Genomic DNA, 23,906 nt, shown 5'->3' with positions numbered 1-23,906 from the left:
CCGACGTGCCGCCTGTCGATTTTCCGTTCCTGGGCCTGCGCGCGGCTTCCCCGGCCGAGATCGCCGACAAGCCGATCGTCGTGGAAAACGAGCACCTCGTCTCGCTGTGCTTCGACGGCCGTGGCATGCAAAGCACGATGCTGCGGGAGGCCCCGGACGCGCTCGCACTCGGCTATACGCGCACGATGATGGGGTTCCTGCTGTTTCAGCCGGAACCCGCGCATGTTGGCTTGATCGGGCTCGGCGGCGGTTCGCTCGTGAAGTATTGCTATCGGAACCTGCCGAACACCCGTCTCACCGCAATCGAAATCAATCCGGAAGTGATCGCGCTTCGCGACCGGTTCCACGTTCCACCCGACGACGCGCGACTGGCGATCATCTGCGCGGACGCGGCGCGGCACCTGTCGACGACCGCGCACACATTCGATGCGCTGTTGCAGGATGGTTTCAATGCGGATGGCGCGCCGTCCGAGCTCTGCAGTGCAGCCTTCTACGACACCTGTCGCGCGCGACTGAACGACGACGGCGTGCTCGTCGTCAATCTGTTCGGCGACGATCCGCGACTCGGTGAGTGTCTCGCGAGGCTGCGTGAGACGTTCGGCCCGTCCGTCGCAATCGCACCGGCTGAAGACGGTGCGGGCAACGTGATCGCCTTCGCCTGGAAGAGCGACGCACCGCTGCCGTCGCTCGAGGCACTCATCGAACGTGCGGATCGGCACTGCGGCCGCCACGGCATCGACCTCGTCGATGCCGCCGTACGCATCGAGGTCGGCGCCCGTTACGACTGGACGCGCCTGAGTGCGTGCCTTGCCGATTGAGTCCGATACATGCGGCACCCTTGATCATGATCAAACACCTGGAGACGCCATGAGCGATAACCAAGCTTCGACCGTTCCGACCATCTCGGCATCCGCGATCTGGGCCCTGGAGCGCCTTGCCGATATTCGTTACGGTCGCGATACACCCGCACTTGGCTGGTCCATCACCCGCGAGCTCATCGGCGCAGGGTTCGTGCGCTATCCGACGAACGGCCGCGGAAGCGTCTCGATTACGGCAGCCGGACAGACGTTCCTGAAGAACCGGAAATAGTTCTGGCCGGCGTCGCTCGCGAATCGCACGGTCGCGTCGATCCGGACATCCATGCCGGGTCGTTCATGTCATGGGCGCTTGCGTTCGACAGGGGAAGCGTCAACGCGCCAGGGTGCGGCTGCGAATTGCGGTGGCGCGCGAAGAGGAGCAAGCGTGCCGCTGCGGACATGACGAAAGGCTGAACGTGCTTTCCTACCTGCGGTTACTTTTTGCGCGGCACAAATTTCGCCGGCTTCCCGTGATTCGTTTTCAATCGACGCCGATCGATCTGGGCATCGACGGTGTGCCGCATTCGGGGTGGGAAGTCGCGATCCTCGCGGCATCCGGCGGTATCGTCGGCGCGGCGACATACAGCCTGGCGCCGCGAACCGATCGGGTATATGTCCATCGACTGGAAATTCTCCCGACGATGAGGCGCCGCGGCTACGGTCTCGCCTTCCTGTCGTATCTGCATCGAACGTACCAGTTGCCCATTACTCCCATCGACGACGGGCCCGAGGCCCGGTCGTTCTGGCGCGCCGCGAGATCCTTTCAATCCGGAGCATGGCGCGTTACGTCCGGACAATCATCCGACGAGTTCCGCGACGCGCTGCTTCAATGGCGGCATCGGCAGGCGGTCATGCTCGGCTTGCGTTCCCCGTCGGCGAAATCATCGGATTCCTAGGCGAACCTGCATGCCGCCGTTCGCGCAAGCGGCCTTGCTCGCCGGTCATGCGCGACATAGATTGTCTTCATCGAGGTCCGACTTTCTGGAGGGGCCATGGAACTGCTCGTGGAACGCGTCGACGTATGGGCGGCCACCATCGAGGACAAGCCGGGCGGTCTTGCACGCGTGCTGAACGCGTTGCGGGATGCCGGCGTGGATTTGCAATTCATCGTCGCCCGGCGCACCCAGGAAGCACCCGGCAAAGGGGTGGTATTCGTCGCGCCGCTGCAGGGAGATCGGGAGACCCGTGCTGCCACGCAGGCGGGATTCAGTCCTAGCTCGAGCCTGCACTCGATCCGTGTGATGGGGCTGGACCAGATGGGGATCATCGCGGAGCTGACCCAGAAACTGTCGGACGGCGGGATCAATCTCCGCGGCATATCCGCCGCCGTGCTCGGCTCGCAGTTCATTGCCTATCTAGCGCTCGACTCGCTGGCCGACGCCGAGCAGGCGACAGACATCCTGCAAAGGCCCTGAATTGCCGCTTCAGTCGACTGCCGGGTGAGGCGGGGTGCCTTTCACGGCTGAATTTCGCGTGCGTTGCATCGGGCGTGCGGCGCGGTCTGCCCCGATCTTCGGCCGGGTGAGGCCGCCGCGGAATATCGACGGCCAATCGATTGCGGCATGCGCGCGGGCGACGCGCCGCAGCGGCGCTTCGTTCGCGTGATTCGCCGCGTACGTCTGCCGTGTTCCCGTGTCTTCGTGTGCCTTCGCGTTTCGTCACGCCGTGTGAGGCAAACACGGGCGAGCGGGCAGGGGATCGATTGACCCGGCGTATTTGTTCGTGTTCGAGTTTTTAATAAAAACAGATGCATTGTGATAAGAATACTTATCCTGTCTTATCTATTCAGCATCGCCCATTCCCCCGCTTGTCGCGTTCGTTCGCTGGTCACCACTGGCCGGACCTCGCAGCGCCCGGAGCGAGCCCGGCAATGCGGACGTGGCCGCACCGTACGTCGCCTCGGCAGGGCAGTCCCATTCAACGCCGCTCCGAAACAACTTGTTACAAATAGCCGTTTTCACACCCCCTTGAAGCGCGCGACGGCCGCCTCTATTTCGCAATCCGCCAGACATTGGCTCGGCTGCACGGCGGCGTTCCACGCGCCCCGGTACGCGCGGCCGGATTCCCTTATTGGTGATCCTTTAATCGCTCAGGAGATGGAAATGCAGATTCGTCCCCTCTACGACCGGGTTATCGTCAAGCGAATCGAGACGCAGCGGACGACGGCTTCGGGCATCGTGATACCCGATTCCGCGGCAGAAAAACCAGAACAAGGCGAAGTCGTCGCAGTCGGCAGCGGCCGGCTGCTGCAGGATGGAACGCTGCGCGCGCTCCAGTTGAAAGTCGGTGACCAGGTTCTCTTCGGCAAATACGCAGGCCAGACCGTCAAGGTCGATGGCGAGGAACTGCTCGTCATGCGCGAGGAAGACGTCATGGGCCTCCTCGAAGCCGACGTCGGCGCCTCGCGTGAGGCCGCCTGACATCCCGAGCCGGTCGCGAACACCCGACTGGCGGTTCGCGACGGGTCGGTCGAGTCAACGACTACTATCCGGAGCAGCAACATGAGTGCAAAAGACGTCCAATTCCACGACAGCGCCCGTGCCCGTATCGTCAAGGGCGTAAACGTTCTCGCCGATGCCGTGAAGGTCACGCTGGGGCCGAAAGGCCGCAATGTGCTGATCGAGCGCGGCTTCGGCGCGCCTGCCCTCACGAAGGACGGCGTGTCGGTCGCGAAGGAAATCGAACTGAAGGACCGCTTCGAAAACATGGGGGCGCAGATCGTCAAGCAAGTCGCGTCGAAGACCGCCGATGTGGCCGGCGACGGTACCACCACGGCCACCGTGCTCGCCCAGGCGATCGTGCAGGAAGGCATGAAGCACGTCGCCGCCGGCATGAATCCGATGGATCTCAAGCGCGGCATCGACAAGGCCGTGGCCGCCGTGCTCGACGAACTGCGCAAGCTGTCGAAGCCGATTTCCACCAACAGGGAGATCGCACAGGTGGCGGCGGTCTCGGCGAACGCCGACGAGACCATCGGCAAGATCATCGCCGACGCCATGGAGAAGGTCGGCAAGGAAGGCGTCATCACGGTCGAGGATGGCAAGTCGCTCGAGAACGAGCTGGATGTGGTTGAAGGGATGCAGTTCGACCGCGGCTACGTCAGCCCCTACTTCATCAACGATCCGGAACGGCAGGCCGCGTACCTGGACGACGCGCTGATCCTGTTGCACGACAAGAAGATCTCGAACATCCGGGATCTGCTGCCGATCCTCGAGGTCGCCTCCAAGGCAGGCAAGCCCCTGCTGATCGTTGCGGAAGACGTCGACGGCGAAGCGTTGGCCACGCTCGTGGTCAACGCGATGCGAGGCATCCTGAAGGTGGTGGCGGTCAAGGCGCCCGGTTTCGGCGACCGGCGCAAGGCCATGCTCGAGGACATCGCCATCCTGACTGGCGCGACCGTCATCTCGGAAGAAACCGGCAAGCAGCTGCAGAAGGCGGCACTCGAGGATCTCGGCCGTGCCAAGCGCGTCGAGGTGCGCAAGGACGACACGATCATCATCGACGGCGCGGGCGACGAGAAGCGCATCGAAGCGCGCGTGAAGTCCATTCGCACGCAAATCGAGGAAGCCACGAGCGACTACGATCGCGAGAAACTGCAGGAGCGCGTCGCGAAACTCGCGGGCGGGGTGGCCGTCATCAAGGTCGGGGCGGCGACCGAGCTCGAGATGAAGGAGAAGAAGGACCGGGTGGACGACGCGCTGCATGCCACGCGCGCGGCGGTCGAGGAAGGCATCGTGCCGGGCGGTGGCGTAGCGCTCCTGCGCGCCCGTTCGATGGTGGCGAGCCTGACAGGCGCCAACGGCGACCAGGACGCCGGTGTCCAGATCGTGCTGCGCGCGCTCGAAGCGCCGCTGCGCGTAATCGCCGCGAACGCGGGGGACGAGCCTTCGGTGGTCATCGCGAAGGTGCTCGAAGGCAAGGGCAACTTCGGCTACAACGCGGCCACCGGAGAATATGGCGATCTGGTCGAGGCGGGTGTGGTCGATCCCACCAAGGTTACGCGTACGGCGCTGCAGAACGCCGCATCGATCGCCGGGCTGATCCTGACGACCGACGCGACGGTTGCGGACGCGCCGAAGGACGAAAAGCCGGCGCAGTCCGCCGAACCGGCGCTCGAGTACTGACCCGGGCAGCGGGTCTCGTACGCGCCGGCCAACAGTCGCGGCCGGCGCAACACGTTCGGCGCCGCGCGCTGCCCCGCTGAAGCGGCGCCGCTTTTTGCGGGTGACCGACATGAAACTCGAACTTTGCATCGACTCGAAGCCGCTCGACATCGAGCTCGACGACGTGGTGGCGGGACTGCTGGCCGTCCGGCTCGACTTGCCCGCAGGCGCAGACAACCGGGACGCGCTCGCGCGTTATCTCAGCGCAAAGGGCGCGCCCTGGAGTCTCGACGAAGAGCACATGCGCAGGCGCATACTGCGCCGGCTGATTCTGGATATCGCCGATCCGGCGCTGGTCATCCGCCATCTCATGGCCGACGAATGAACTTGCCCGACCGGCCGGCTCGGGATGCGGCGACATCAACCCGCGTCCCGATCGTCTTGCCAACCCGCTGAATCGGACATGGTCATGGCCAATGAACCGCGTTCGCCTGTCCGCTCGTCGATGGGCCTTCCTGCCGGCGTGCTCGGGAGGGACTACCTCAAGTTCTTGCAACTCTCGGTCGATGATGCACTGCGCGGCGCGCAAACATTCGCCGACGAAGCGCTGGAGGAAGCCATGACCGCTATCCGCCGTGGTTCGATGCGCGCGGCGCGGCCGGCCATGAAGGTCTTCTTCGACGGGTGCCGGTTCTGGCTCGCCAGTCACTTTCATCGCTACGAGGCGGCCCGCCGTCTCGGTGCCCGTCATCAGGAATTCTGGTGCGAGATCGAGCCGGGTCCAAAGGACGACGCCGTGCGATATGCGTCGCGAGTGTCCCGCTTCGGGCACGTCTGCCACGACACTTCCACAGCGGCTGGCTGACCGTCATCCATGGCTTCGGTGCGTTCGTCGCCCATCGCAAGCCGCGTTTGTCGGGTGGCAGCGGATGTTCGGTTTCATGCGGGCCGTACCGGATTCGAACCAGCGACCAACGGACAAAAAAGTCGGCCGCTCCACCAACTGAGCCAACGGCCCGGTTCGTCCGATATCCGCCCGCCACCACGGCACTTTTCGTGTTTGCCCTAGCGGATTTCGATCGTGCGACTCACGGTCTGTGTCGGCTCCGACTTTGGCACGGTCAACGTGAGTACACCGTTATCGAACTTTGCCAACGTGCGATCGGGGTCGGCGTAGTCCGGCATCGGGATCGTGCGGATGAAGCTTCCGTGGGCGCGCTCCAGCCGGTAACAGCCGTTTTCCTCGCTGCGTACGTCCTGCTTTTTCTCTCCGCGCAGCACGATTGCCCCGTCCTCGACGCTCACCTTCAGATCTTCGCGCGCCATTCCGGGCAGTTCGGCGGTGACGCGCAGCACCGGTCCTTCATCGACGACGTCGATGCGCGGCTGGAAGCGCGATGAACTGAAGTCGCCGAACCATCGTTCGAGCGCGCCACGGCCTGCGAGCGGGTCATGAAGGAATTCCTCCACCGCACGCCACGGCTCACGTGAGAACAGTCGCGGAATGTCGGGCCACGCGGCCCGCCACTGTTCGCTTGACGGCGGGTTGTCCGGGCCTTCCGCGTCGGACTTGCGGGCAGTTCCGCGAAGGAACTTGAAGGGGTTCCACTTCTTCGGATCGGTATTCATGGCGTCCTCCGATTCAGCTTCAATCCGTTTCGAGCGTGGCGGCCGGCCCCCAGGCAGCAAGCGTGCCCCGAGCCTCGACTGCGCCGGGCACGTCGCGATCGATCAGTTTCACCGCGTACTCGAGCGCATCGCGCTGCGCTTCGGCCGCGCTTGTCCAGCGCCGGCCGAAACGCGGCGGATGCCGGTCGGCCGACACCTCGTCGTTCCGTTCGATCCGGACGATGGCGATGTGGCCATCCGGTGCGGACGTGCGTGTCGCGATCGTCGCATGGGCACGGTGCGGACAAGGACCGCATGCCCTTTCCAGGACTCCTGAGCGACATCGGACACCGGTGCCTCCCGCTCCTGGTTCGCGACGGGCGGCGGCGCTTTTCCCGCCGCCCATGCTCCCGACCCGCCGTGGCCGCAGGGTCAGCCGGTCCTGACTTCGATGCGCCGTGGGCGAGCCTCGTCGCGACGCGGGATCGTCAGCTTCAACACCCCGTCCTGGAGGCTTGCCTCGATCTTCGACGTATCGAAGTCCGGTGACAGCGTGAACGTCCTCGCGAAGTGCGGCTCCCGGACCTCGGCATGCTGCAGGCGCAGATTTGCCGGCGTCGGCACCACCGCCTCGGCCTCGATCGAGAGGCTGCTGTCGTGAACCTTGACGTCCAGCTTGTCCTTCGTCACGCCGGGCAGATCTGCCCACAGTGTGACGCCGTGGTTGCTCTCGTAGATGTCGACGGCCGGGGTGAGGGTGATCCGGCGCGTGGCCTGTTCCGCGTCGCGACGCGTGACTGCGGATGGGTCGCGTTCAGCCAGTTTGGTCATGTCGTTCATGATCGGCTCCTCGAGTTACTGGACAGTGATGGCGCGTGGCTTGGACGACTCGCGCTTGCCGATACTGATCGACAGGCAGCCATTTTCGTAGCGCGCCTGGACCTTGTCGGGATCGGCGGTGTCGGGCAGCTCGATGACGCGCCGGAAGGCGCCGACGAAGCGCTCCTGCGCATACGTACGCGTCTCGCTTTCAGTGTCGGGTTGCGTCGATTTGCGTTCGCCGCTGAGGGTCAGCAAGCCCTTGTCGATCGATACGTCGAGTTCGGCGGCATTGATGCCCGGGGCGAAGGCGACGATCTCGATCGACTCGTCCGTCGCGCCGATGTTGATCTGAGGAAACGCGCCGAGCCGGCTCGCGCGGATGCTGGACGGGAAGCCGCCGAAGAGTTGCGCCATCTGCTGCTGCAGGCGGTCGAACTCGCTGAAGAAATCGGTTCCGAAGTAAAGATCGCTCATGATCGTATCCTCCTTGATGGCAATCGGGAGGCGAACGGGCCTACGCGCTCCAGTTCGCCTGCCGGACTGCCGGCAAACAAATCGAAACACGCAGCGCGCGGGATGAAACGGTTCGCGCGTCTGCCTGAGCGAAACTCAAGATAGGCACTCTGCGGAAAATTTCAAGGGGCGGCGGCAGATTTTTGCACTTGAAATTCCGGTGCTGGAACCTATCATCGCAGCGGCTTGGAACTGCATGCGGAGGACGCCATGGAATTCGATACGGACTGGCTTACGCTGGGCAGGCATCGTATCCGGCTGCGCTCGACGAAGGGCTTTCCGACCGAGACGATGCGCACCGTGACCGAGGTCGTCAGGCTGGCGATCGACAACAACATGAGCGCGCGGGCGCGACTCGTCGAGATCGTCTGCCGGCAGGAAAAGACCTACGACGTGCTGGTCGGCACGACGATGGCGGAGGACAAGGCTTGTGCACCGCAACTTGAAGCCGCGGTTGCGGTCGTGCTGGGCCTGTTGCCCGAGCAGATCAACATCACGGTCACCCCGGTCACGCAAAAGGAGGTCGATCTGCACTTCGGCGTGTACGAGCGGATGCTGTCGGAGAAGCTGAGTTCGACGCCGCCGATCCGCTGACCGATCGGTTCGGCGCCCGGCCGTACGGCGGGCGCAGGTTCGCGTCTGCCGACATGCCGGCGCGGGGCGGGCACGGCGGCAACGATCGCGGAATGGGGCACCCGACCGACGCAGGACGTCGGATTGGCGATCCACCTGGACCGGCGCGCCCAGGTGCATGCTTCGTGTCCGTCCTCAACCGTGCGTCGGCCGAAGCGCGCGCCCCATCTCCGCGATTGGCATCGCCGCGATCGAATTCAGCAGCCGCGTCTCGCCGGCGTCCGGGCGCGCGATTGCCCGCACTTCGTCGAGCGTCTGCGCGACATGGCGATCGAGCGGTTCGAGAAAGCGCTGCAGTTCGCTTGCCGCCGCTTTCTCCCTGAGCCCGAGCGCCTGACCGAACGCGATCAGCGCGGCCGCATCGATTTCGACAAAGCGCGTCGCGTTGCCGAGCGGCATCGTCAATTCGCAGTGCGGCCAGTGATCGCCGCGATGGTCGGGGCGGTGCGTCGGCGTGTGATACACGACCGTGCTGACGATGTCGTAGAACGGCGCGAGCCGGTAGCCGCGCGCGTCGACGAAGAACGACAGGTTCTTCAGGTGCGCGTCGGCATTGCCGACCACCACGTTGAACACGGTCCAGCGGAACACCGACAGGCGCGCCAGCGCGCGCGTGCTGGTGCGCTCGATCGCGCGGGCGAGCTCCTGCGCGTTCGCGCGCTGGTACTTGAAGCCGCGGTCGTAGTTGAGCAACTGCATCGCGTCGATCGTATGCACGCGTGCGGCCGGCGCCGACGCGACGTCGCGGTCGAACCGGTCGATCACGTAGCACGCGGACGGCGCGCGCAGGAAGTGCACGTCGGGCACGTCGAGCCCCATCTTCTTCGCGAGCTTCATGCAGAAGAATTCGTTGATCGCCGAGTGCGGGTAGCCGGCCGCGCGCATGTCCGGCTTGAGCAGGTGCATCGACGGCTCGCTGCCGACCGGCTCGTACAGCGCGTAGTCGGGTGCATCGCCGCGCAGCACCAGCAGCAGCTTCTGCTGCGCGCCGGCCGCCGACATGCGCTTGGGCGCGGTGGCCGTCAGCGCGCGCTCGGGCATCGCCTGGATGCGGCGCTCGAGCTCGTCGAGCGGCAGCGGCTGCAGGCTGCCGGGCGCTTCCCGTTCGCCGTCGGCCAGCAGCGTCAGCGCGCCGGCCGATTCGCGCCCGAAGTACGCGAGCAGGCCCCACGCGTCGGCGGCGTCGACCTTCGCCTCGCGCGCGAGCGAGGTGCGCATGCCTTCCTCGGGCAGCAGGTTGTCGAAGAACCACTGGACCGGGCGATCGGTCGACGTGTCGGTGAAGGGGCCGGCGCGCAGCGCGAACGCCGGGGACAGCGGATAGGCAGCCGGGGACGCGAGCCATTGCGGGTCGTACGCGAACGACCAGATGCCCTTGTCGTCGGTCAGCGTGCCCATGCGCACGCCGTTGGCGGACGCGATCAGCGTTCTAGCCGCCATGGCTGCTCCTGCGGCGTTGCGCGGCCTTCAGCGCGGTGGCTTCCGAAATCTCGACCGACGACTCGGCGTACAGGCGCACGCCCAGTTCGCCGAGCAGCAGCATGACCTTGCCGATTTGCGCGGTCGGCTTTCCGCCTTCCACCTGGCTGATGAATTTCGGCGACAACCCGGTCGCGTTCGCGAGTTCGTCGCGCGTGAACCCCTGCTGGAGCCGCGCCGCGCGGATGAGGTGGGCGAGCGCGCCGATCGTGTCGACGGACTGGGACTCCGACATGACGTTCTCCGTGCTTCGTATCTGATCGGGAACAGTATTGCACAACTCGCCGGCCGGGGCATCATTTCGTATCCGTACAGGAACGGAGCGGCGAACCGGGGAGCCGGTGCGCCGTTTCGTACCCGGTCGGATACCGGGAGGCGCGAAATCGTGACGCAGGCGATTTTCGTATCCGAACGGATGCGGAGAAGGGCGGGACCGTGACGGCGGCCCGGTCGCATGCGCGCGCGACGACTGAGCGGTCAGGGCGCTAGCCGTGCGGGCGGCGACACGCCGACACTGCGACACGCGCGCGAGCCGGGCCCGAACCTTGCGCGCCGCAAGCGTCGTCCGCGGCCACGCCGCGACGCATCACGCAAGAAGATTTGCAGGGAGGCGCGCATGGAGCCGATGCCGGTCGTACTTCAGTGGGATGCGGTCCTCGTCAGGATCGTCCTGGCGCTCGTCGCGGGCGGGCTGATCGGCCTCGATCGCAGCGAATCCGGCAAGACGGCAGGGCTGCGCACGACGATCTTCGTCTGTCTCGCCGCGTGCCTGGCGATGCTGCAGGTCAATGCGCTGCTGCTGCAGGCCGGCAAGCCGCAGGACGGGTTCTCGGTGCTCGACCCGATGCGCCTGCCGCTCGGCATCCTGACCGGGATGGGCTTCATCGGCGGCGGCGCGATCCTGCATCGCGACGGCCTCGTATCCGGCGTGACCACGGCTGCGACGCTGTGGTTCGTCACCGTCGTCGGACTGTGCATCGGCGGCGGCCAGCTGTCGCTCGGCGCGCTCGGGCTCGCGCTCGCCCTCCTGGTCGTATGGCCGCTGCGGTTGGTCGAGCAGCGCGTGCGCAGCGTCAGGACTGCGCTGGTCACGGTCGAGTACGAACTGGGCTCGACGGCGCGCGAGCGCCTGACGACCGGGCTGCACGATGCGGGCTTCGCGTGCCGCACGCGCGGTTTTCGCGAAACGGCCGCGCGTGCGTCGCGCGAGGAAGAACTGCTCGTGAAGTGGCGCGAACCGGCCGACGCCGATGCGATGCTGCGTCAACTGATCCGGATCGTCGAATCGGCCGGCCTGACGTCGATCCGCTGTTCCGAGGAGAACTGAGCCGCACGGCGCTTGCCGGAACGTCGGCTGGTTCCATGCCTCGTGCCGCATTCGGCATTCAGGATCCGGCAGCGTTCAGCGTCCGGCTTCCGCACCGGCGCCGTCGTGCGCATCGCCGTCCGTCCCCGGCCGGCTCATCGCGAGATGGAGCGCGGCCGGGTCGACCGGTTTCACGAAATGCTGCAGAAACCCGGTCGCGAGACAGCGTTCGCGATCCGCGTTGCGGCCATAACCGGTCAGCGCGAGAAAGATGCACGGCGTGACCTCGGTGATCGCCTTCAGCCGCCGCAGCAGCTCGTAGCCGTCCATCACCGGCAGCCCGATGTCGAGGATCGCGACGTCGGGGCGATAGGCGCGGTACGCGGCCAGCGCGGTGACCGGGTCGTGCACGACGGCGACCTCGTGACCGGCCTCGCGCAGCCATTGCGCGAGCGTCGACGCGGCATCCTCGTTGTCGTCGACCAGCATCACGCGCCGGCCGGTGCGGCCCGGCGCCAGGTCGCGGATGCCGGGCGGCGGCTGCGGCACGGTGACCGCCACCGTTTTCGGCCGGTATTCGGGCAGCGTGATCGTAAACGTGCTGCCGCAGCCGGGGCCGGCGCTGTCCGCGCGCACCGTGCCGCCGTGCAGCGTCACGAGGCTGCGCACGAGCGCAAGGCCGATGCCGAGGCCGCCATGCGCCTGTTTCGCTTCACCGTCGAGCCGGTAGAACGGCTCGAAGATGCTGTCGAGACGATCGCGCGGAATGCCGGCGCCGTTGTCGCACACCTCGACGATCGCGGTGTCGTCCGCGCCGCGCGCCGCGCGCAGCGTGATGTCGCCGCCCGGCAGCGTGTATTTCGCCGCGTTGGTCAGCAGGTTCGCGACGGCCTGCGACAGCCGCACCGGGTCGCCGTGGCAGCGCGCGTCCGGATCGGCGTCGACCTGCAGGCGGTGGCGGCGCTGCTCGAGCAGCGGGCTCGCAATCTCGACCGCGCGGTCGGCGATGTCGGCGAGCCGCACGGCTTCCTTCTTCAGCGTGATCTTGCCGCGCGTGATGCGCGACACGTCGAGCAGGTCGTCGATCAGCCGGACCATGTGATCGAGCTGGCGCTGGATGATCGCGATCTCGTTCGGCGTCGCGTGGCCGTCGCGGTTGCGGATCAGCTCCAGCGCGAGCGAGATCGGTGTCAGCGGATTGCGCAGCTCATGGCCGAGCACCGCGAGAAACTGGTCCTTGGCCTGATTCGCGTCGCGCAGCTCGCCCAGCAGCCGGTCGCGCTCCGCGTTCGCGGCGACGAGCTTCTCGCGCGCGGCGACGTGCTCGGTCACCTCGACCGCACTGACGATCACGCCCAGCCCGTCCGCGAGCGGCTGCGGATTGAAATGCAGCCGGTACACGCGGGCGCCGTCCGGCTCGGGCCGGTCGCGGTGCTCGCCGATCGTCGTCGAGCAGCCCTGCGCGCGGGCGGCTTCCAGTGCACGCACGATCTCGGGCGCATCGCCGCCGGGCAGCACCGCCGTCAGCGGCTGGTCGACGATGTCGGTCCGGCCGCACAAGGCCGAGAAGCGGTGATTCGCGAGCACGATCCGGTGCGCGGGGCCCGACAGCAGCGCGATCGGCAACGGCGCGTGCATCAGGACGCCGTTGCGTTGCTGTTCGGCATCCTCGCGGCGGCGGATCTCGTCGCTCAGCGCGCGCGAGCGCTGCTGCGCCAGCGCCAGCGTCGGGTACAGCCCGCCTTCGTCGTCGCGCAGCGATGCGACGGGCAGGATGCGGCGGTGCAGCGCGCATACGTGGCGGAACGTCTCCGACTGCTCGGCGCTCGCAAACGCGTCGTGCGGATAGCCGCAGTAGAGCGAGAAGCGGTACCGCTCGATCAGCGCGTTCCATAGCGCTTCCACCCGCAGCGCCGCGGCGTACCGGTTGCGCGCGCACAGCAGCGCGACCATTTCGCCGAACGCATGCACGGGCCGGCCGGCGCGGATCGCCGCTTCGACGATCGTGCCGATCGAGCGGCGAAAGCGCGCGGGGTCGGGCAGGTCGCCATTCATGAAGCTGTCGAGCAGCGCATGCGCGCTCGACATGAAGATGCGGCCGCGAGCCGCGCCGCCGGCCGATGCACCGAGCGTGTGCAGGCGTTCGTGCACCGCCGCGAGGCAGGCGGGCCGCGCGATCACGATCGCGCTGCCGCCGGCGCGCAGCGCCTGGGCCGCGAACACGGCGACTTCCGACATGAGCTGCGCGTCGGACTCGTAGAACTGGACGAAGTGATCGGCCCGCATTGGCGCCGATTCCAGCAGGGGAGGGACTGTTTTCATCGCTCACGACCAGGCAATGCCGTTGGCGGCCGGCGATTCCGTGCCGCGGCCATATCCGGTCCGGCGCGCGCAAGCTGCGTGCCGGAGCGGCGCCGATGCCCGGCGACGCCGCGGCATCGGCCCGGCCCACGCGGGCGGTGCCGGATGGCGCTGCATTTGTAAATACTGCAGAAAGCCCGCGTCGGGTGGCGGACGCCCGCCTGCCGGCCCCGCCGTCCGAGCAGCGATCTTTATCGCTGCAGCAGATAAACGTATCCGAATCGCTTCGTTGACGCACTGCGGCACGCGCTCGTAGATTCGCATCTTTACCGAATCAAGGGCTGTACCGTGACGACTTCCGCCATCCGCGCCGCAATATCGACGCCCGCCTTGCCGCCGGAGGCCGGCACGCAGCGATTCGACATCCTCCCGTTCGATGCGCCGCTCGGCGCCGAAGTCGTCGGCATCGACCTGTCGCAACCGCTCGGCGCCGCCGATTTCGCGCGCATCCATCGCGCGCATCTCGACCATCACGTGCTGGTGTTTCGCGACCAGCGCATCACGCCGGACGAGCACATCGCGTTCAGCCGCCGTTTCGGCCCGCTGCAGATCCACGTGCTGCACCAGTTCGCGCTGCCCGCGCATCCGGAAGTGCTGATCGTGTCGAACATCGTCGAGAACGGCAAGCCGATCGGGCTCGGCGACGCCGGCCATTTCTGGCACTCCGACCTGTCGTACAAGGAAAAGCCGAGCCTCGGCTCGCTGCTGCATGCGCAGGAGCTGCCGGCCGAGGGCGGCGACACGTTGTTCGCGAACATGCATCTCGCGTGGGACACGCTGCCCGCGCACCTGCGCCGCGCGGTCGAAGGGCGGCGTGCCGAGCACACGTATCTCGCCCGCTATGCGGAGCTGCAGGCGCGCAGCCCGTGGCGGCCGAACCTGTCGGCCGAGCAGATCGCGCAGGTCGAGGCGGTGGTGCATCCGGTCGTGCGCACGCATCCTGAAACGGGCCGCAAGGCGTTGTTCGTCAGCGAGCATTTCACGACGCGCATCGTCGATCTGCCCGAAGACGAAAGCCGCGCGCTGCTCGACGAACTGTTCGCGCACAGCGTGCGTGCCGAGCATCTGTATCGGCACCACTGGCGCGAGCACGACCTCGTGTTCTGGGACAACCGCTCGCTGATGCATCTCGCGGCCGGCACGCCCGACCATCTGCGCCGCAAGCTGTACCGCACCACGATCGAAGGTGACGCGCCGTTCTGAACGGCACGTCCCGGTTCGCCGCCTCATTCTCACTGGAGTTCCGATGTCGTTTCCGCTTTCGCCGGCCGTGCGCCGCACGACCCTGGCCGCGCGCCGCGCACTGGCCGCCACGCTCACCGCGGCGCTCGCACTGGCGGCCGCCGGCACGCCGCAAGCCGCGCACGCGGAAGGCCGCATCCGCATCGCCGAGCAGTTCGGCGTGGTCTACCTGATGCTGAACGTCGCGCGCGACCAGCAACTGATCGAGAAGGAAGGGCGCAAGGCCGGCCTCGACATCAAGGTCGACTGGGTGCGCTTGTCGGGCGGCGCGGCCGTGAACGACGCGCTGCTGTCGGGCGCGGTCGACGTCGCCGGCGCGGGCGTCGGGCCGCTGCTGACCGTGTGGGATCGCACGCGCGGCCGGCAGAACGTGAAGGGCGTCGCGTCGCTCGGCAATTTTCCGTACTACCTCGTCAGCAGCAACCCGAACGTGAAGACGATCGCCGACCTGGGCGCGAAGGACCGCATCGCGGTGCCGGCCGTCGGCGTGTCGGTGCAGTCGCGCGTGCTGCAGTACGCGGCCGCGAAGCAGTGGGGCGACAAGCAGTTCGACAAGCTCGATCCGCTCACGCAGGCGATCCCGCATCCCGACGCGACGGCCGCGATTCTCGCGAACAGCAACGTGATCACGGGCCACTTCGGCAATCCGCCGTTCCAGGAGCAGGAACTCGCGGGCAATCCGAACGCACACATCGTGCTGAATTCCTACGACGTGCTCGGCGGCCCGAGTTCCGCGACGGTGCTGTACGCGACGGAGAAATTCCGCGACGAGAACCCGAAGACGTACCGCGCGTTCGTCGCCGCGCTCGCCGACGCCGCGCACCAGATCGCGGCCGATCCCGAGCGCGCGGTCGATACCTATATCCGCGTGAACGGCTCGAAGATCGATCGCGCGTTGCTGCTGAAGATCCTGCGCAATCCGCAGGTGCAGTTCAAGACGGCCCCGGAGAACACGCTGAAGCTCGCGCAGTTCATGTATCGCACCGGCGCGATCCGCAACGAGCCGAAGTCGTGGCGCGACTACTTCTTCGACGATCCGGCGACGGCCGGCGGTAGCTGAGCGGGCGTGGCGCTGCGGCGCCGCGATCGACGCTTATGCGTCGACGCGGTTTCGATATGTGCAATCGTTGGTTGGGCCGCGCGCGGTGCCGCCGTATGTTGATGCTTTACCCGCAAGAGTTTCGATCGTGAACGCCACTTCTCCCCGAATCGGGCTGCCGCCGTACGCGGCGCGCGGCGCCGCCGCACCGCCCGCCCAACCCGTCACCGACACCGACGCGGCGAGCAGGCCGGCATCCGCGTCCGCGCCGGCCGGCGCGCACAGCGAGCGCCTGCTGGCGATCGATCGCGTGAGCCTCGAATACCGGAGCGGCGCGCGGATCGTGCGCGCGACCCATCAGGTCAGCTTCGACGTGTATGGCAGCGACCGTTTCGTGCTGCTCGGCCCGTCGGGGTGCGGCAAGTCCACGTTGCTGAAGGCGATCGCCGGCTTCATCGAGCCCGTGTCGGGCTCGATCGCGCTCGACGGCCGGCCCGTGCAAGGGCCGGGCCCCGACCGCATCGTCGTATTCCAGGAATTCGACCAGTTGCCGCCGTGGAAGACGGTCGTCGAGAACGTCGCGTTTCCGTTGCGCGCGGCCGCGAAGCTGTCGCGCGCCGAAGCACGCGAGCGCGCGCTGCACTATCTCGACAAGGTCGGCCTCGGTGCGTTCGCCGATGCCTATCCGCACACGCTGTCCGGCGGCATGAAGCAGCGCGTCGCGATCGCGCGCGCGCTGGCGATGCAGCCGCGCGTGCTGCTAATGGACGAACCGTTCGCCGCGCTCGACGCGCTCACGCGCCGCAAGATGCAGGAGGAACTGCTGCGGCTGTGGGACGAGTTCCGCTTCACGCTGCTGTTCGTCACGCATTCGATCGAGGAGGCGCTCGTCGTCGGCAACCGGATCCTGCTGCTGTCGCCGCATCCGGGCCGCGTGCGCGCGGAGCTCAACAGTCACGACCATTCGCTCGACAGCGTCGGCAGTGGCGACTTCCGCGAGCGCGTCGCGCGCATTCATCATCTGCTGTTCGATACCGACGTCGCGGACGAAACGCGGGCCGCACCGGCCACGGAGGGCATCGCATCATGAGCACGATCGATCCGGTCCTGCCGCCGCTGCCGCCCGTGCGCGCCGAATACGTACGCCCGCTCGACCCGCCGCCCGACGCCGAACGTGCGGCGCCCGCACCGCTGTGGCGCCGCATCGTCGGCGCGAGCGGGTTTCGCCGCGCGGTCATCGCACTCGTGCTGATCGCCGCATGGGAAATCATCGCGCGCATCGTCGCGAACGACCTGCTCGTGCCGACCTTCGGCGCGACGCTGGCCGCGTTCGTGCAGGGCATCGCGTCGGGCGAACTGCTGGTGAAGACGGGCATCTCGATGTCGGTGCTGCTGCGCGGCTATGCGCTCGGCGTATTGCTCGCGTTCGTGCTGACCTCGCTCGCGGTGTCGACGCGCATCGGCCGCGACGTGCTGTCGATGCTCACGTCGATGTTCAATCCGCTGCCGTCGATCGCGTTGCTGCCGATCGCGCTCCTGTGGTTCGGGCTCGGCACCGGCAGCCTGCTGTTCGTGCTCGTGCACGCGGTGCTCTGGCCGCTCGCGCTCAGCATGTACACGGGGTTCGCCGGCGTGCCGGCCACGCTGAAGATGGCCGGGCGCAACTACGGCCTCACCGGCCTGCGCCAGATCGCGCTGATTCTCGTGCCGGCCGCGCTGCCGTCGATCCTGTCGGGGCTGCGCGTCGGCTGGGCGTTCGCGTGGCGTACGCTGATCGCGGCCGAACTCGTGTTCGGCGCGAGCGCGGGGCAGGGCGGGCTCGGCTGGTACATCTTCCAGAACCGCAACGAGCTGTATACCGACCGCGTGTTCGCGGGCCTCGCGGCCGTCATCGTGATCGGCCTGCTCGTCGAGCATCTCGTGTTCGATACGCTCGAACGCGTGACGGTGCGCCGCTGGGGCATCCCGCACTGATCGTATCGATGCGCGTGCGCGCCGCATTCCCGGCGCACGCATAACCAAAGCTGAAATCGGTTTTTCACGCGCACCGGATGCGTCCCTATACTTTTCGGTGCTGCCTGCGGGCTGCGGCGACGGCCTGCGCAATCGTGCGGCGGGCCGTCGCTTTTCGACGATGAGGAACCGCTGCATGAATGCCCGTCATGGTGCCGAACCGCACGACGCGTTGCGCGCCGCGCTCGCCGCACTGCCCGAACTCGCGACGGCGATCGGGCGCGACGCCGCGCAACGCGAGGCGCGTCGCGAACTGCCGTTCGAAGGCTTCGCACTCTTTCGCCGTTCCGCGCTCGGCGTGCTGAGGATTCCGGTCGAACGCGGCGGCCTGGGCGGCACGCTGGTCGACCTGTTCGAGACGATCGCGACGCTCGCGGCCGCCGATTCGAATCTCGCGCACGCGCTGCGCATCCACTACGACCTGACCGAGACGCTGCGGCTGTCGCCGCGCACGCCGTTCAACGACGTGCAGCTCGAGCGCGCGCTGGCCGGCGCGATCTTCGGCGGCGCGTCGACCGAGCGCGGCACGTCGCGGCCGGGCGAGAACACGACCGTGCTGCGCCGCGACGGCGCGCACCATCGCGTGACGGGCCGCAAATACTATTCGACCGGCACCGCGTTTGCCGATTTCGCGCGCATCAACGTGGAGAACGAGCAGGGCGACGCGCTCGCCGTGATCATCCCGGTCGCGCGCGACGGCGTGCAGGTGCTCGACGACTGGGACGGCATGGGCCAGCGCATGACCGCGAGCGGCAGCCTGTTGCTGCACGACGTGCAGGTATTCGCGGACGAAGTCGCGGCCCGCGACGGCTCGACGCTCGTCGGCCGCCATTGCGGCGCGCTGCGGCAGCTTCATCTCGTCGCGACGGGCGCGGGCATCGTGCGCAACGTGGTGGCCGACGCGCGCCGCTACGTGCTCGAGCATGGCCGGCCGGTGCTGCACAGCCCGGCGGCGAGCGCGCGCGACGATCATTTCATCCAGCAGATCGTCGGCGAGCTGTCGGCGCACAGCCACGCGATCGACGCGCTCGTGCGCGACAACGCGCGTGCGCTCGACCGCTCCGCGGACGCGATCGAGGCCGGCGCGGCGGACGCGCACGAACGCGTGCTCGACAGCGCGCTCGCGACCGCGCGCACGCAGCTGATCGTCGGCAAGCTCGCGCTGTACGCGGCCGAACGGCTGTTCGAAGTGGGCGGCGCGTCGGCGACCGCGCGCGTGCACAACCTCGACCGGCACTGGCGCAACCTGCGCACGATCTTCAGCCACAACCCGCTGCTGCACAAGGCGCGGGTGATCGGCGACTACGACCTGAACGGCGTGACCACGCACCTGACCGAAGGACGCGTGTTCTGATTCCGCTGCACCCGCAGCCCACTTTCCGGGAGCTCCCCGATGACGACCCGCACCGGCCACCTGCACCTCGGCGCGTTCCTGTATCCGACCGGCCATCACATCGCCGCGTGGCGCCATCCCGGCTCGCAGGCGGACGCCGGTGTCGACTTTCGTCATTACGTGCGGCTCGCGCAGGCGGCCGAGGCCGCGAAGTTCGACCTCGTGTTCCTCGCGGACGGCGTCGGCACGCGCGGCGACGACGTCGAATTCCTGAGCCGCACCGCGCACAGCTACGTCGCGCAGTTCGAGCCGCTGACGCTGCTGTCGGCGCTCGCGGCCGTCACCGAACGCATCGGCCTCGTCGGCACCGCGTCGACGAGCTTCAACGAGCCGTTCCACATCGCACGCAAGTTCGCGTCGCTCGACCACATCAGCGGCGGCCGCGCCGGATGGAATCTCGTCACGTCGTCGAGCGCGCACGAAGCGCGCAACTTCAACCGCGATGCGCATTTCGATCACGGCGAACGCTATGCGCGCGCGGAGGAATTCGCCGACGTCGTGCGCGGACTGTGGGACAGCTGGGACGACGACGCGTTCGTGCGCGACCGTGCCAGCGGCCGCTTCTTCGACCCCGACAAGCGCCACGTGCTCGCTCATCGCGGCCGCTTCTTCCGGGTGGACGGGCCGCTGAACGTGCCGCGCGCGCCGCAGGGGCAGCCGGTGATCGTGCAGGCCGGCTCGTCGGCGGCCGGCACGCGGCTGGCCGCGCGCACGGCCGAGGTGATCTTCACCGCGCAGCAGACGCTCGACGACGCGGTCGCGTTCTACGCGGACGTGAAGGGGCAGCTCGCCGCGTTCGGCCGCGACCCCGACACGCTGAAGATCATGCCCGGCGTCTTTCCGGTGGTCGGTCGCACCGAGAGCGAGGCGAAGGAGAAGTTCGACGCGCTGCAGGCGCTGATCGACCCGAAGGTCGGGCTCGCGCTGGTGTCGGGCCTGACCGGCGGCGTCGACCTGTCCGCCTATCCGCTCGACGGCCCGATCCCGCCGCTGCCGGAAACGAATGCGAGCAAGAGCCGGCAGACGCTGACGCTCGAGCTCGCGCGCCGCGAGAACCTGACGATCCGCGAGCTGTACCTGCGCATCGCGGGCGCGCGCGGTCACTGGCAGCTCGTCGGCACGCCGGAGCAGATCGTCGATGCGCTCGAGGAACGGTTCGTGCATTACGGCGCGGACGGCTACAACGTGATGGCGCCGACCCTGCCTGGCGGCCTCGACGATTTCATCGCGCTCGTGCTGCCCGAATTGCGTCGTCGCGGGCTGTTCCGCAGCGACTACGCCGGCAGCACGCTGCGCGATCACCTCGGATTGCGGCGCCCCGCGGCGCGGCGCGCGTCGGCCGTGCCCGGCGCCGCGGCGGCCTGAGTTCAGCGCCGCAGGCCGGCGTCGCGCAGCAGCGGCAGCACGCGTGCGCCGAAGAAGTCGAGATCCGGCCTGAAGTCGTAGAAGCTCAACTGGATGCCGTCGATGCCCGCGCGATGCAGCCGCAAGATGTAGTCGGCGACTTCCTCGGGCGAGCCCGTGATCGAGATGTTGCCGCCGATCGCACGCGCGGCCGCCTGCGCGCGTTGTTCGAAGCCGCCGCGCCACGCATGGGCGTCGCTGTCGAAGCGGTGGAAGCTGCCTTCGTCCGCATGCGCGACGATCGCGTCGCGGTACGCGCGCGCCTCGGCCGCCGTCTCGCGGCAGATCACGAGCGGATTGAGCAGCGTGCGGATCGTCCTGCCGCGCGCGGCGGCGGCCGCCTTCACGCGGGCCGTATGCGCGGGCAGCGCGTCCAGCGCGAGATCGACGTCCGGGCCGGCCGGGCTCGTGACGAACACGATGTCCGAATAGCGGGCCGCGAAATCGATGCCGGCGTCGGAGCCGGTCGCGTTGATCAGCAGCGGGCGGCCGTAGCGCGGCTTCGGCGTGACGAACGCGCCGGAGAGCCGCCAGCTCGACAGCGCGGGCGCATAGCTGAAGTTGTCCGGCTGGGCCCACAGCTGGCTGACCGCGTCGACGAACTCGGCGGCCATCTCGTAACGACGGTCGTGCTCGATCCGGTTCCAGCCGAACATCTCGTGTTCGATCGCGCGGTGGCCGGTCACGACGTTGATGCCCCAGCGTCCGCGCGAGATGTGATCGAGCGTTGCCGTGAACTTCGCGAAATGCAGCGGATGCCACGGCCCGTAGAGCACGTGGCTCGTCGCGACGAGGATGATCCGTTCGGTGCGCGCGGTGAGCGCCGCGAGCGTCATGAACGAGTCGAGCGCCTGGCCGTCGAACACGCCGCCGTAGCCGCCTTTCGGCAACCACTGCGACAGCGCGAACACGAGATCGAAGCCGAGCGCCTCGGCGCGCGCGACCAGGTCGGCGTTGTAGTCGAACGTCCAGTCGGTCGAGCGCGGCAGCGTCGAGGCGCTCCAGCCGCCGGCCTGGATCGGCAGGAACAGCCCGAGCATCAGCGGCTGCGCGAGCACGCGCGACGCGGGGCTGTCGGGGAAATCGGCCGGCGAACGGACGTCGACGAACGGCGACGCCACGAGCGGCGCGTCGGCCCGAGCGGCGGCGGATGTGTCGGTCAAGGTAGGCTCCTCCCTGCGCGGCGCGCTGGCACCGAACGAAAAAATCCGGCACGCGATGCCGGCAGTCTTGCCGGGCCGTTCTGCGTCGTGCCGGCCGGTGGATCGCGTCGCGTCACAGTCGTCCCGGCCGCGGGTCGGGCACGAAGCCGTCGCGGTTCGGCATCCTGATGCGCGGCAGCGTGTGCGCGTCGAGCGTCGTGTCGTCCGGCACGATGCCGTTCAGGTGCAGCACGTAGGCCGTGACCGCATAGACTTCGTCCGCGCTCAGCGACTGCGGCGCGTTGTACGGCATCGCGCGGCGGATGTAGTCGAACAGCGTCGTCGCATACGGCCAGTAGCTGCCGACCGTCTTTTTCGGCTTCGCGCCGGCCAGCGAGCCGAGGCCGCCGACGAGCGGATCGCCGACGCCGCCCTGGCCGCCGGCGCCGTGGCACATCGCGCACTTGTCGGCGAACACGTGCGCGCCGCGCGCGACCGTGCCCGCGCCGGGCGGCAGGCCGCTGCCGTCGGGCGCGACGTCGATGTCCCATGCGGCGAGCGCCGCGCGGTCGACCGGCTGACCGAGGCCGAAGCCTGCACCGAACGCGGGTAGCGCAGACAACGCGAGCGCGCCGAACGTGCCCGACACGACCGCGCACGACGCGAGCCGACGCACGATCGTGTTACGCATTGCGCACCTCCCCGTCCGCGCTGACGCGCCAGTTCTGGATGCCGTTGTAGTGGTATTGCGAATTGACGCCGCGTGCGGCGACGAGCGCGTCGCGGGTCGGCTGCACGTAGCCCGTTTCGTCGGTCGCGCGGCTTTGCAGGTCGGCGGGCTCGCCGTTCCAGACCCAGTCGGCTTCGAAGCGCGTCAGCGCGCGATCGCGCACGTCGCCCGCGAGCCGCGCGGCGCGCCAGGTGCGGCCGCCGTCGGTCGAGACGTCGACCGCGCGCACCCGGCCGCGCCCCGACCACGCATAGCCGCTGATCGGGTAGTAGCCGTGCGATGCGAGCCGGTGGCCGGCCGACGGGCGCGTGATCACCGATTTCGCGTCCATCTCGAACACGAACTGGCGGGCGCAGCCGTTCGGCAGCAGGCTCGTGTATTTCGACGTTTCCTCGCGCGTCATCTCCGGCGCGCGCACGAGCTTCAGCCGCCGCAACCACTTGATGTTGGTGTTGCCTTCGAAGCCCGGCACGATCAGCCGCACCGGGTAGCCGTTCTCGGGGCGCAGCCGCTCGCCGTTCTGCGCATAGACGACGAGCGCACGCTCGAGAATCCGGTCGAGCGGCAGGCTGCGCGTCATCGCCGCGCCGTCCGCGCCTTCGGCGAGCAGCCACTGCGCGGCCGGATCGACGCCCGTTTCGTCGAGCAGTGTCGACAGCCGCACGCCCGTCCATTCGCAGCACGACAGCAATCCGTGCGTGAACTGGACGGGCAGGCCGCTCGGGCCGTTCCATTCGCTGCCGGTATTGCCCGAGCATTCGAGGAAGTGGATCCGCGATTCGGACGGAAAGCGCAGCAGGTCGTCGAGCGTGAAGCTGCGCGGCTCGCGCACGAGGCCGTGCACGACGACGCGGTGGCGTTGTGCATCGATCTCGGGCACGCCCGCGTGATGGCGCTCGTAGACGAGGCCGTTCGGCGTGATGTCGCCGAACAGGTCGCCGAGCGGCGTCATCGACGAGCCGGAGCCGGGCAGCGCCGGCGTGCGCGCGCTGCGACGGATGACGTCGCGTTCGTGCGCGCCCGGCACGCCATACGGTGGCGACAGCAGCGGTGCGCCCGGCGTGCGCGTCCACGGCGGCACGTCCAGCGGTGCGAGCGGCTGGCCCGCGAGCGCGCCGCCGGCCGGCAGCATCGCGGCGGCCCAGCCGCCGGCGAGCTGGCGCAGCGCCGCGCGTCGGCCGGCGCGGCGTGGGCGGGAAGGAGAGTCGGTCATGAGAGAAGCCGTGCCGCGCGCGGGCGCGGCAGCATCCGGAAAAACGGA

General features: G+C 68.1%; 26 protein-coding genes and 1 tRNA gene. 16 read left to right on the top strand and 11 right to left on the bottom strand.

Annotation, left to right across the window (positions count from 1 at the left end; translation table 11 throughout):
- Positions 1–5 precede the first annotated feature (5 nt).
- The 8 genes from DIE12_RS04140 to DIE12_RS04105 all read left to right on the top strand — a co-directional run bounded on the left by DIE12_RS04140 (position 6) and on the right by DIE12_RS04105 (position 5,825).
- Complete coding sequence (locus DIE12_RS04140) at positions 6–818, top strand: fused MFS/spermidine synthase (protein WP_124519725.1); 813 nt, start codon at positions 6–8, stop codon at positions 816–818.
- A gap of 49 nt (positions 819–867) precedes the next feature.
- Entirely contained in the window at positions 868–1,089 is a 222-nt protein-coding gene (locus tag DIE12_RS04135) for a hypothetical protein (protein WP_124485847.1), read from the top strand.
- Between the two features lie 184 nt (positions 1,090–1,273).
- Positions 1,274–1,753: a hypothetical protein gene (locus tag DIE12_RS38510; RefSeq protein WP_260427853.1), complete on the top strand. Its 480-nt coding sequence runs from the start codon at positions 1,274–1,276 to the stop codon at positions 1,751–1,753.
- Between the two features lie 96 nt (positions 1,754–1,849).
- Positions 1,850–2,272: an ACT domain-containing protein gene (locus tag DIE12_RS04125; protein ID WP_124519726.1), complete on the top strand. Its 423-nt coding sequence runs from the start codon at positions 1,850–1,852 to the stop codon at positions 2,270–2,272.
- 687 nt (positions 2,273–2,959) lie between these two features.
- Positions 2,960–3,277 carry a co-chaperone GroES gene (groES, locus tag DIE12_RS04120; RefSeq protein ID WP_124485849.1) on the top strand — a complete coding sequence of 106 codons (318 nt, stop codon included), beginning with the start codon at positions 2,960–2,962 and terminating at the stop codon, positions 3,275–3,277.
- Between the two features lie 81 nt (positions 3,278–3,358).
- Entirely contained in the window at positions 3,359–4,981 is a 1,623-nt protein-coding gene (gene groL, locus DIE12_RS04115) for a chaperonin GroEL (RefSeq protein WP_124519727.1), read from the top strand.
- Positions 4,982–5,090: 109 nt separating this feature from the next.
- Complete coding sequence (locus DIE12_RS04110; RefSeq protein ID WP_124485851.1) at positions 5,091–5,345, top strand: hypothetical protein; 255 nt, start codon at positions 5,091–5,093, stop codon at positions 5,343–5,345.
- A gap of 84 nt (positions 5,346–5,429) precedes the next feature.
- Positions 5,430–5,825, top strand: a complete 396-nt coding sequence (locus tag DIE12_RS04105) for a hypothetical protein (protein WP_124519728.1) — start codon at positions 5,430–5,432, stop codon at positions 5,823–5,825.
- A 79-nt stretch (positions 5,826–5,904) separates the two neighbouring features.
- Here DIE12_RS04105 and DIE12_RS04100 read toward each other — a convergent pair.
- The 5 genes from DIE12_RS04100 to DIE12_RS04080 all read right to left on the bottom strand — a co-directional run bounded on the left by DIE12_RS04100 (position 5,905) and on the right by DIE12_RS04080 (position 7,864).
- Positions 5,905–5,978, bottom strand: a tRNA-OTHER gene (locus DIE12_RS04100).
- A 47-nt stretch (positions 5,979–6,025) separates the two neighbouring features.
- Complete coding sequence (locus DIE12_RS04095; RefSeq protein WP_124519729.1) at positions 6,026–6,589, bottom strand: Hsp20/alpha crystallin family protein; 564 nt, start codon at positions 6,587–6,589, stop codon at positions 6,026–6,028.
- Positions 6,590–6,608: 19 nt separating this feature from the next.
- Entirely contained in the window at positions 6,609–6,785 is a 177-nt protein-coding gene (locus DIE12_RS39000) for a hypothetical protein (protein WP_260427852.1), read from the bottom strand.
- A 215-nt stretch (positions 6,786–7,000) separates the two neighbouring features.
- Positions 7,001–7,408: an Hsp20/alpha crystallin family protein gene (locus DIE12_RS04085; RefSeq protein WP_124519730.1), complete on the bottom strand. Its 408-nt coding sequence runs from the start codon at positions 7,406–7,408 to the stop codon at positions 7,001–7,003.
- A gap of 15 nt (positions 7,409–7,423) precedes the next feature.
- The gene (locus DIE12_RS04080) at positions 7,424–7,864 is read right to left on the bottom strand and encodes an Hsp20/alpha crystallin family protein (protein ID WP_124519731.1); all 441 of its coding nucleotides are present in this window, start codon (positions 7,862–7,864) and stop codon (positions 7,424–7,426) included.
- 249 nt (positions 7,865–8,113) lie between these two features.
- Here DIE12_RS04080 and DIE12_RS04075 point away from each other — a divergent pair, with 249 nt between their 5' ends.
- Positions 8,114–8,497, top strand: a complete 384-nt coding sequence (locus DIE12_RS04075) for a hypothetical protein (RefSeq protein ID WP_124519732.1) — start codon at positions 8,114–8,116, stop codon at positions 8,495–8,497.
- A 174-nt stretch (positions 8,498–8,671) separates the two neighbouring features.
- On the opposite strand, the gene DIE12_RS04070 is transcribed toward DIE12_RS04075, so the two are convergent.
- Both DIE12_RS04070 and DIE12_RS04065 read right to left on the bottom strand, forming a co-directional pair.
- Positions 8,672–9,976: a HipA domain-containing protein gene (locus DIE12_RS04070; RefSeq protein WP_124519733.1), complete on the bottom strand. Its 1,305-nt coding sequence runs from the start codon at positions 9,974–9,976 to the stop codon at positions 8,672–8,674.
- On the bottom strand, positions 9,966–10,250 hold the full coding sequence (locus DIE12_RS04065; RefSeq protein WP_044843467.1) for a helix-turn-helix domain-containing protein: 285 nt from the start codon (positions 10,248–10,250) through the stop codon (positions 9,966–9,968). Before DIE12_RS04065 ends, DIE12_RS04070 begins: the two co-directional genes overlap by 11 nt.
- A 381-nt stretch (positions 10,251–10,631) precedes the next feature.
- On the opposite strand from DIE12_RS04065, the gene DIE12_RS04060 reads away from it, so the two are divergent.
- On the top strand, positions 10,632–11,342 hold the full coding sequence (locus DIE12_RS04060; protein ID WP_124519734.1) for an MgtC/SapB family protein: 711 nt from the start codon (positions 10,632–10,634) through the stop codon (positions 11,340–11,342).
- 75 nt (positions 11,343–11,417) lie between these two features.
- On the opposite strand, the gene DIE12_RS04055 is transcribed toward DIE12_RS04060, so the two are convergent.
- The gene (locus DIE12_RS04055; RefSeq protein ID WP_124519735.1) at positions 11,418–13,607 is read right to left on the bottom strand and encodes an ATP-binding protein; all 2,190 of its coding nucleotides are present in this window, start codon (positions 13,605–13,607) and stop codon (positions 11,418–11,420) included.
- 363 nt (positions 13,608–13,970) lie between these two features.
- Between DIE12_RS04055 and DIE12_RS04050 the strand changes: the two genes are divergently transcribed.
- From DIE12_RS04050 to DIE12_RS04025, 6 genes are all read left to right on the top strand, one after another.
- A complete protein-coding gene (locus tag DIE12_RS04050) occupies positions 13,971–14,885 on the top strand; it encodes a TauD/TfdA family dioxygenase (RefSeq protein ID WP_124519736.1) in 915 nt (304 codons plus the stop codon).
- Between the two features lie 43 nt (positions 14,886–14,928).
- Positions 14,929–15,984 (top strand): ABC transporter substrate-binding protein, encoded by a 1,056-nt coding sequence (locus DIE12_RS04045; protein WP_124519737.1) that lies wholly within the window; start codon positions 14,929–14,931, stop codon positions 15,982–15,984.
- 127 nt (positions 15,985–16,111) lie between these two features.
- Complete coding sequence (locus DIE12_RS04040) at positions 16,112–17,053, top strand: ABC transporter ATP-binding protein (RefSeq protein ID WP_260426155.1); 942 nt, start codon at positions 16,112–16,114, stop codon at positions 17,051–17,053.
- Positions 17,050–17,937, top strand: a complete 888-nt coding sequence (locus DIE12_RS04035; protein WP_124519738.1) for an ABC transporter permease — start codon at positions 17,050–17,052, stop codon at positions 17,935–17,937. Before DIE12_RS04040 ends, DIE12_RS04035 begins: the two co-directional genes overlap by 4 nt.
- Before the next feature lie 175 nt (positions 17,938–18,112).
- Entirely contained in the window at positions 18,113–19,330 is a 1,218-nt protein-coding gene (locus DIE12_RS04030; protein ID WP_124519739.1) for an acyl-CoA dehydrogenase family protein, read from the top strand.
- A gap of 39 nt (positions 19,331–19,369) precedes the next feature.
- On the top strand, positions 19,370–20,734 hold the full coding sequence (locus DIE12_RS04025) for an LLM class flavin-dependent oxidoreductase (RefSeq protein ID WP_044843485.1): 1,365 nt from the start codon (positions 19,370–19,372) through the stop codon (positions 20,732–20,734).
- 2 nt (positions 20,735–20,736) lie between these two features.
- Here DIE12_RS04025 and DIE12_RS04020 read toward each other — a convergent pair whose 3' ends face one another.
- From DIE12_RS04020 to soxC, 3 genes are all read right to left on the bottom strand, one after another.
- Positions 20,737–21,936, bottom strand: a complete 1,200-nt coding sequence (locus DIE12_RS04020) for an LLM class flavin-dependent oxidoreductase (RefSeq protein WP_124519740.1) — start codon at positions 21,934–21,936, stop codon at positions 20,737–20,739.
- 112 nt (positions 21,937–22,048) lie between these two features.
- Positions 22,049–22,606, bottom strand: a complete 558-nt coding sequence (locus DIE12_RS04015; RefSeq protein ID WP_124519741.1) for a c-type cytochrome — start codon at positions 22,604–22,606, stop codon at positions 22,049–22,051.
- Positions 22,599–23,858, bottom strand: coding sequence for a sulfite dehydrogenase (gene soxC, locus DIE12_RS04010; RefSeq protein ID WP_124519742.1), 1,260 nt, complete (start codon positions 23,856–23,858; stop codon positions 22,599–22,601). The genes DIE12_RS04015 and soxC overlap by 8 nt, the downstream gene beginning before the upstream one ends.
- Positions 23,859–23,906: the final 48 nt, after the last annotated feature.

The sequence above is a fragment of the Burkholderia sp. Bp9015 genome, from assembly GCF_003853505.1.
Taxonomy (GTDB): Bacteria; Pseudomonadota; Gammaproteobacteria; order Burkholderiales; family Burkholderiaceae; genus Burkholderia.
This window is presented reverse-complemented; position numbering and strand designations above follow the sequence as displayed.

Excerpts from the sequence above, each read along its gene's own strand:
- DIE12_RS04060 (WP_124519734.1), top strand. The coding sequence starts at position 10,632 with ATGGAGCCGATGCCGGTCGTACTTCAGTGGGATGCGGTCCTCGTCAGG.
- DIE12_RS04105 (WP_124519728.1), top strand. The coding sequence starts at position 5,430 with ATGGCCAATGAACCGCGTTCGCCTGTCCGCTCGTCGATGGGCCTTCCT.
- DIE12_RS04055 (WP_124519735.1), bottom strand. The coding sequence starts at position 13,607 with ATGCGGGCCGATCACTTCGTCCAGTTCTACGAGTCCGACGCGCAGCTC.
- DIE12_RS04025 (WP_044843485.1), top strand. The coding sequence starts at position 19,370 with ATGACGACCCGCACCGGCCACCTGCACCTCGGCGCGTTCCTGTATCCG.
- DIE12_RS04030 (WP_124519739.1), top strand. The coding sequence starts at position 18,113 with ATGAATGCCCGTCATGGTGCCGAACCGCACGACGCGTTGCGCGCCGCG.
- DIE12_RS04125 (WP_124519726.1), top strand. The coding sequence starts at position 1,850 with ATGGAACTGCTCGTGGAACGCGTCGACGTATGGGCGGCCACCATCGAG.
- groL (WP_124519727.1), top strand. The coding sequence starts at position 3,359 with ATGAGTGCAAAAGACGTCCAATTCCACGACAGCGCCCGTGCCCGTATC.
- soxC (WP_124519742.1), bottom strand. The coding sequence starts at position 23,858 with ATGACCGACTCTCCTTCCCGCCCACGCCGCGCCGGCCGACGCGCGGCG.
- groES (WP_124485849.1), top strand. The coding sequence starts at position 2,960 with ATGCAGATTCGTCCCCTCTACGACCGGGTTATCGTCAAGCGAATCGAG.
- DIE12_RS04035 (WP_124519738.1), top strand. The coding sequence starts at position 17,050 with ATGAGCACGATCGATCCGGTCCTGCCGCCGCTGCCGCCCGTGCGCGCC.
- DIE12_RS04015 (WP_124519741.1), bottom strand. The coding sequence starts at position 22,606 with ATGCGTAACACGATCGTGCGTCGGCTCGCGTCGTGCGCGGTCGTGTCG.
- DIE12_RS04080 (WP_124519731.1), bottom strand. The coding sequence starts at position 7,864 with ATGAGCGATCTTTACTTCGGAACCGATTTCTTCAGCGAGTTCGACCGC.
- DIE12_RS04085 (WP_124519730.1), bottom strand. The coding sequence starts at position 7,408 with ATGAACGACATGACCAAACTGGCTGAACGCGACCCATCCGCAGTCACG.
- DIE12_RS04045 (WP_124519737.1), top strand. The coding sequence starts at position 14,929 with ATGTCGTTTCCGCTTTCGCCGGCCGTGCGCCGCACGACCCTGGCCGCG.
- DIE12_RS04075 (WP_124519732.1), top strand. The coding sequence starts at position 8,114 with ATGGAATTCGATACGGACTGGCTTACGCTGGGCAGGCATCGTATCCGG.
- DIE12_RS04070 (WP_124519733.1), bottom strand. The coding sequence starts at position 9,976 with ATGGCGGCTAGAACGCTGATCGCGTCCGCCAACGGCGTGCGCATGGGC.
- DIE12_RS04095 (WP_124519729.1), bottom strand. The coding sequence starts at position 6,589 with ATGAATACCGATCCGAAGAAGTGGAACCCCTTCAAGTTCCTTCGCGGA.
- DIE12_RS04135 (WP_124485847.1), top strand. The coding sequence starts at position 868 with ATGAGCGATAACCAAGCTTCGACCGTTCCGACCATCTCGGCATCCGCG.
- DIE12_RS04110 (WP_124485851.1), top strand. The coding sequence starts at position 5,091 with ATGAAACTCGAACTTTGCATCGACTCGAAGCCGCTCGACATCGAGCTC.
- DIE12_RS04065 (WP_044843467.1), bottom strand. The coding sequence starts at position 10,250 with ATGTCGGAGTCCCAGTCCGTCGACACGATCGGCGCGCTCGCCCACCTC.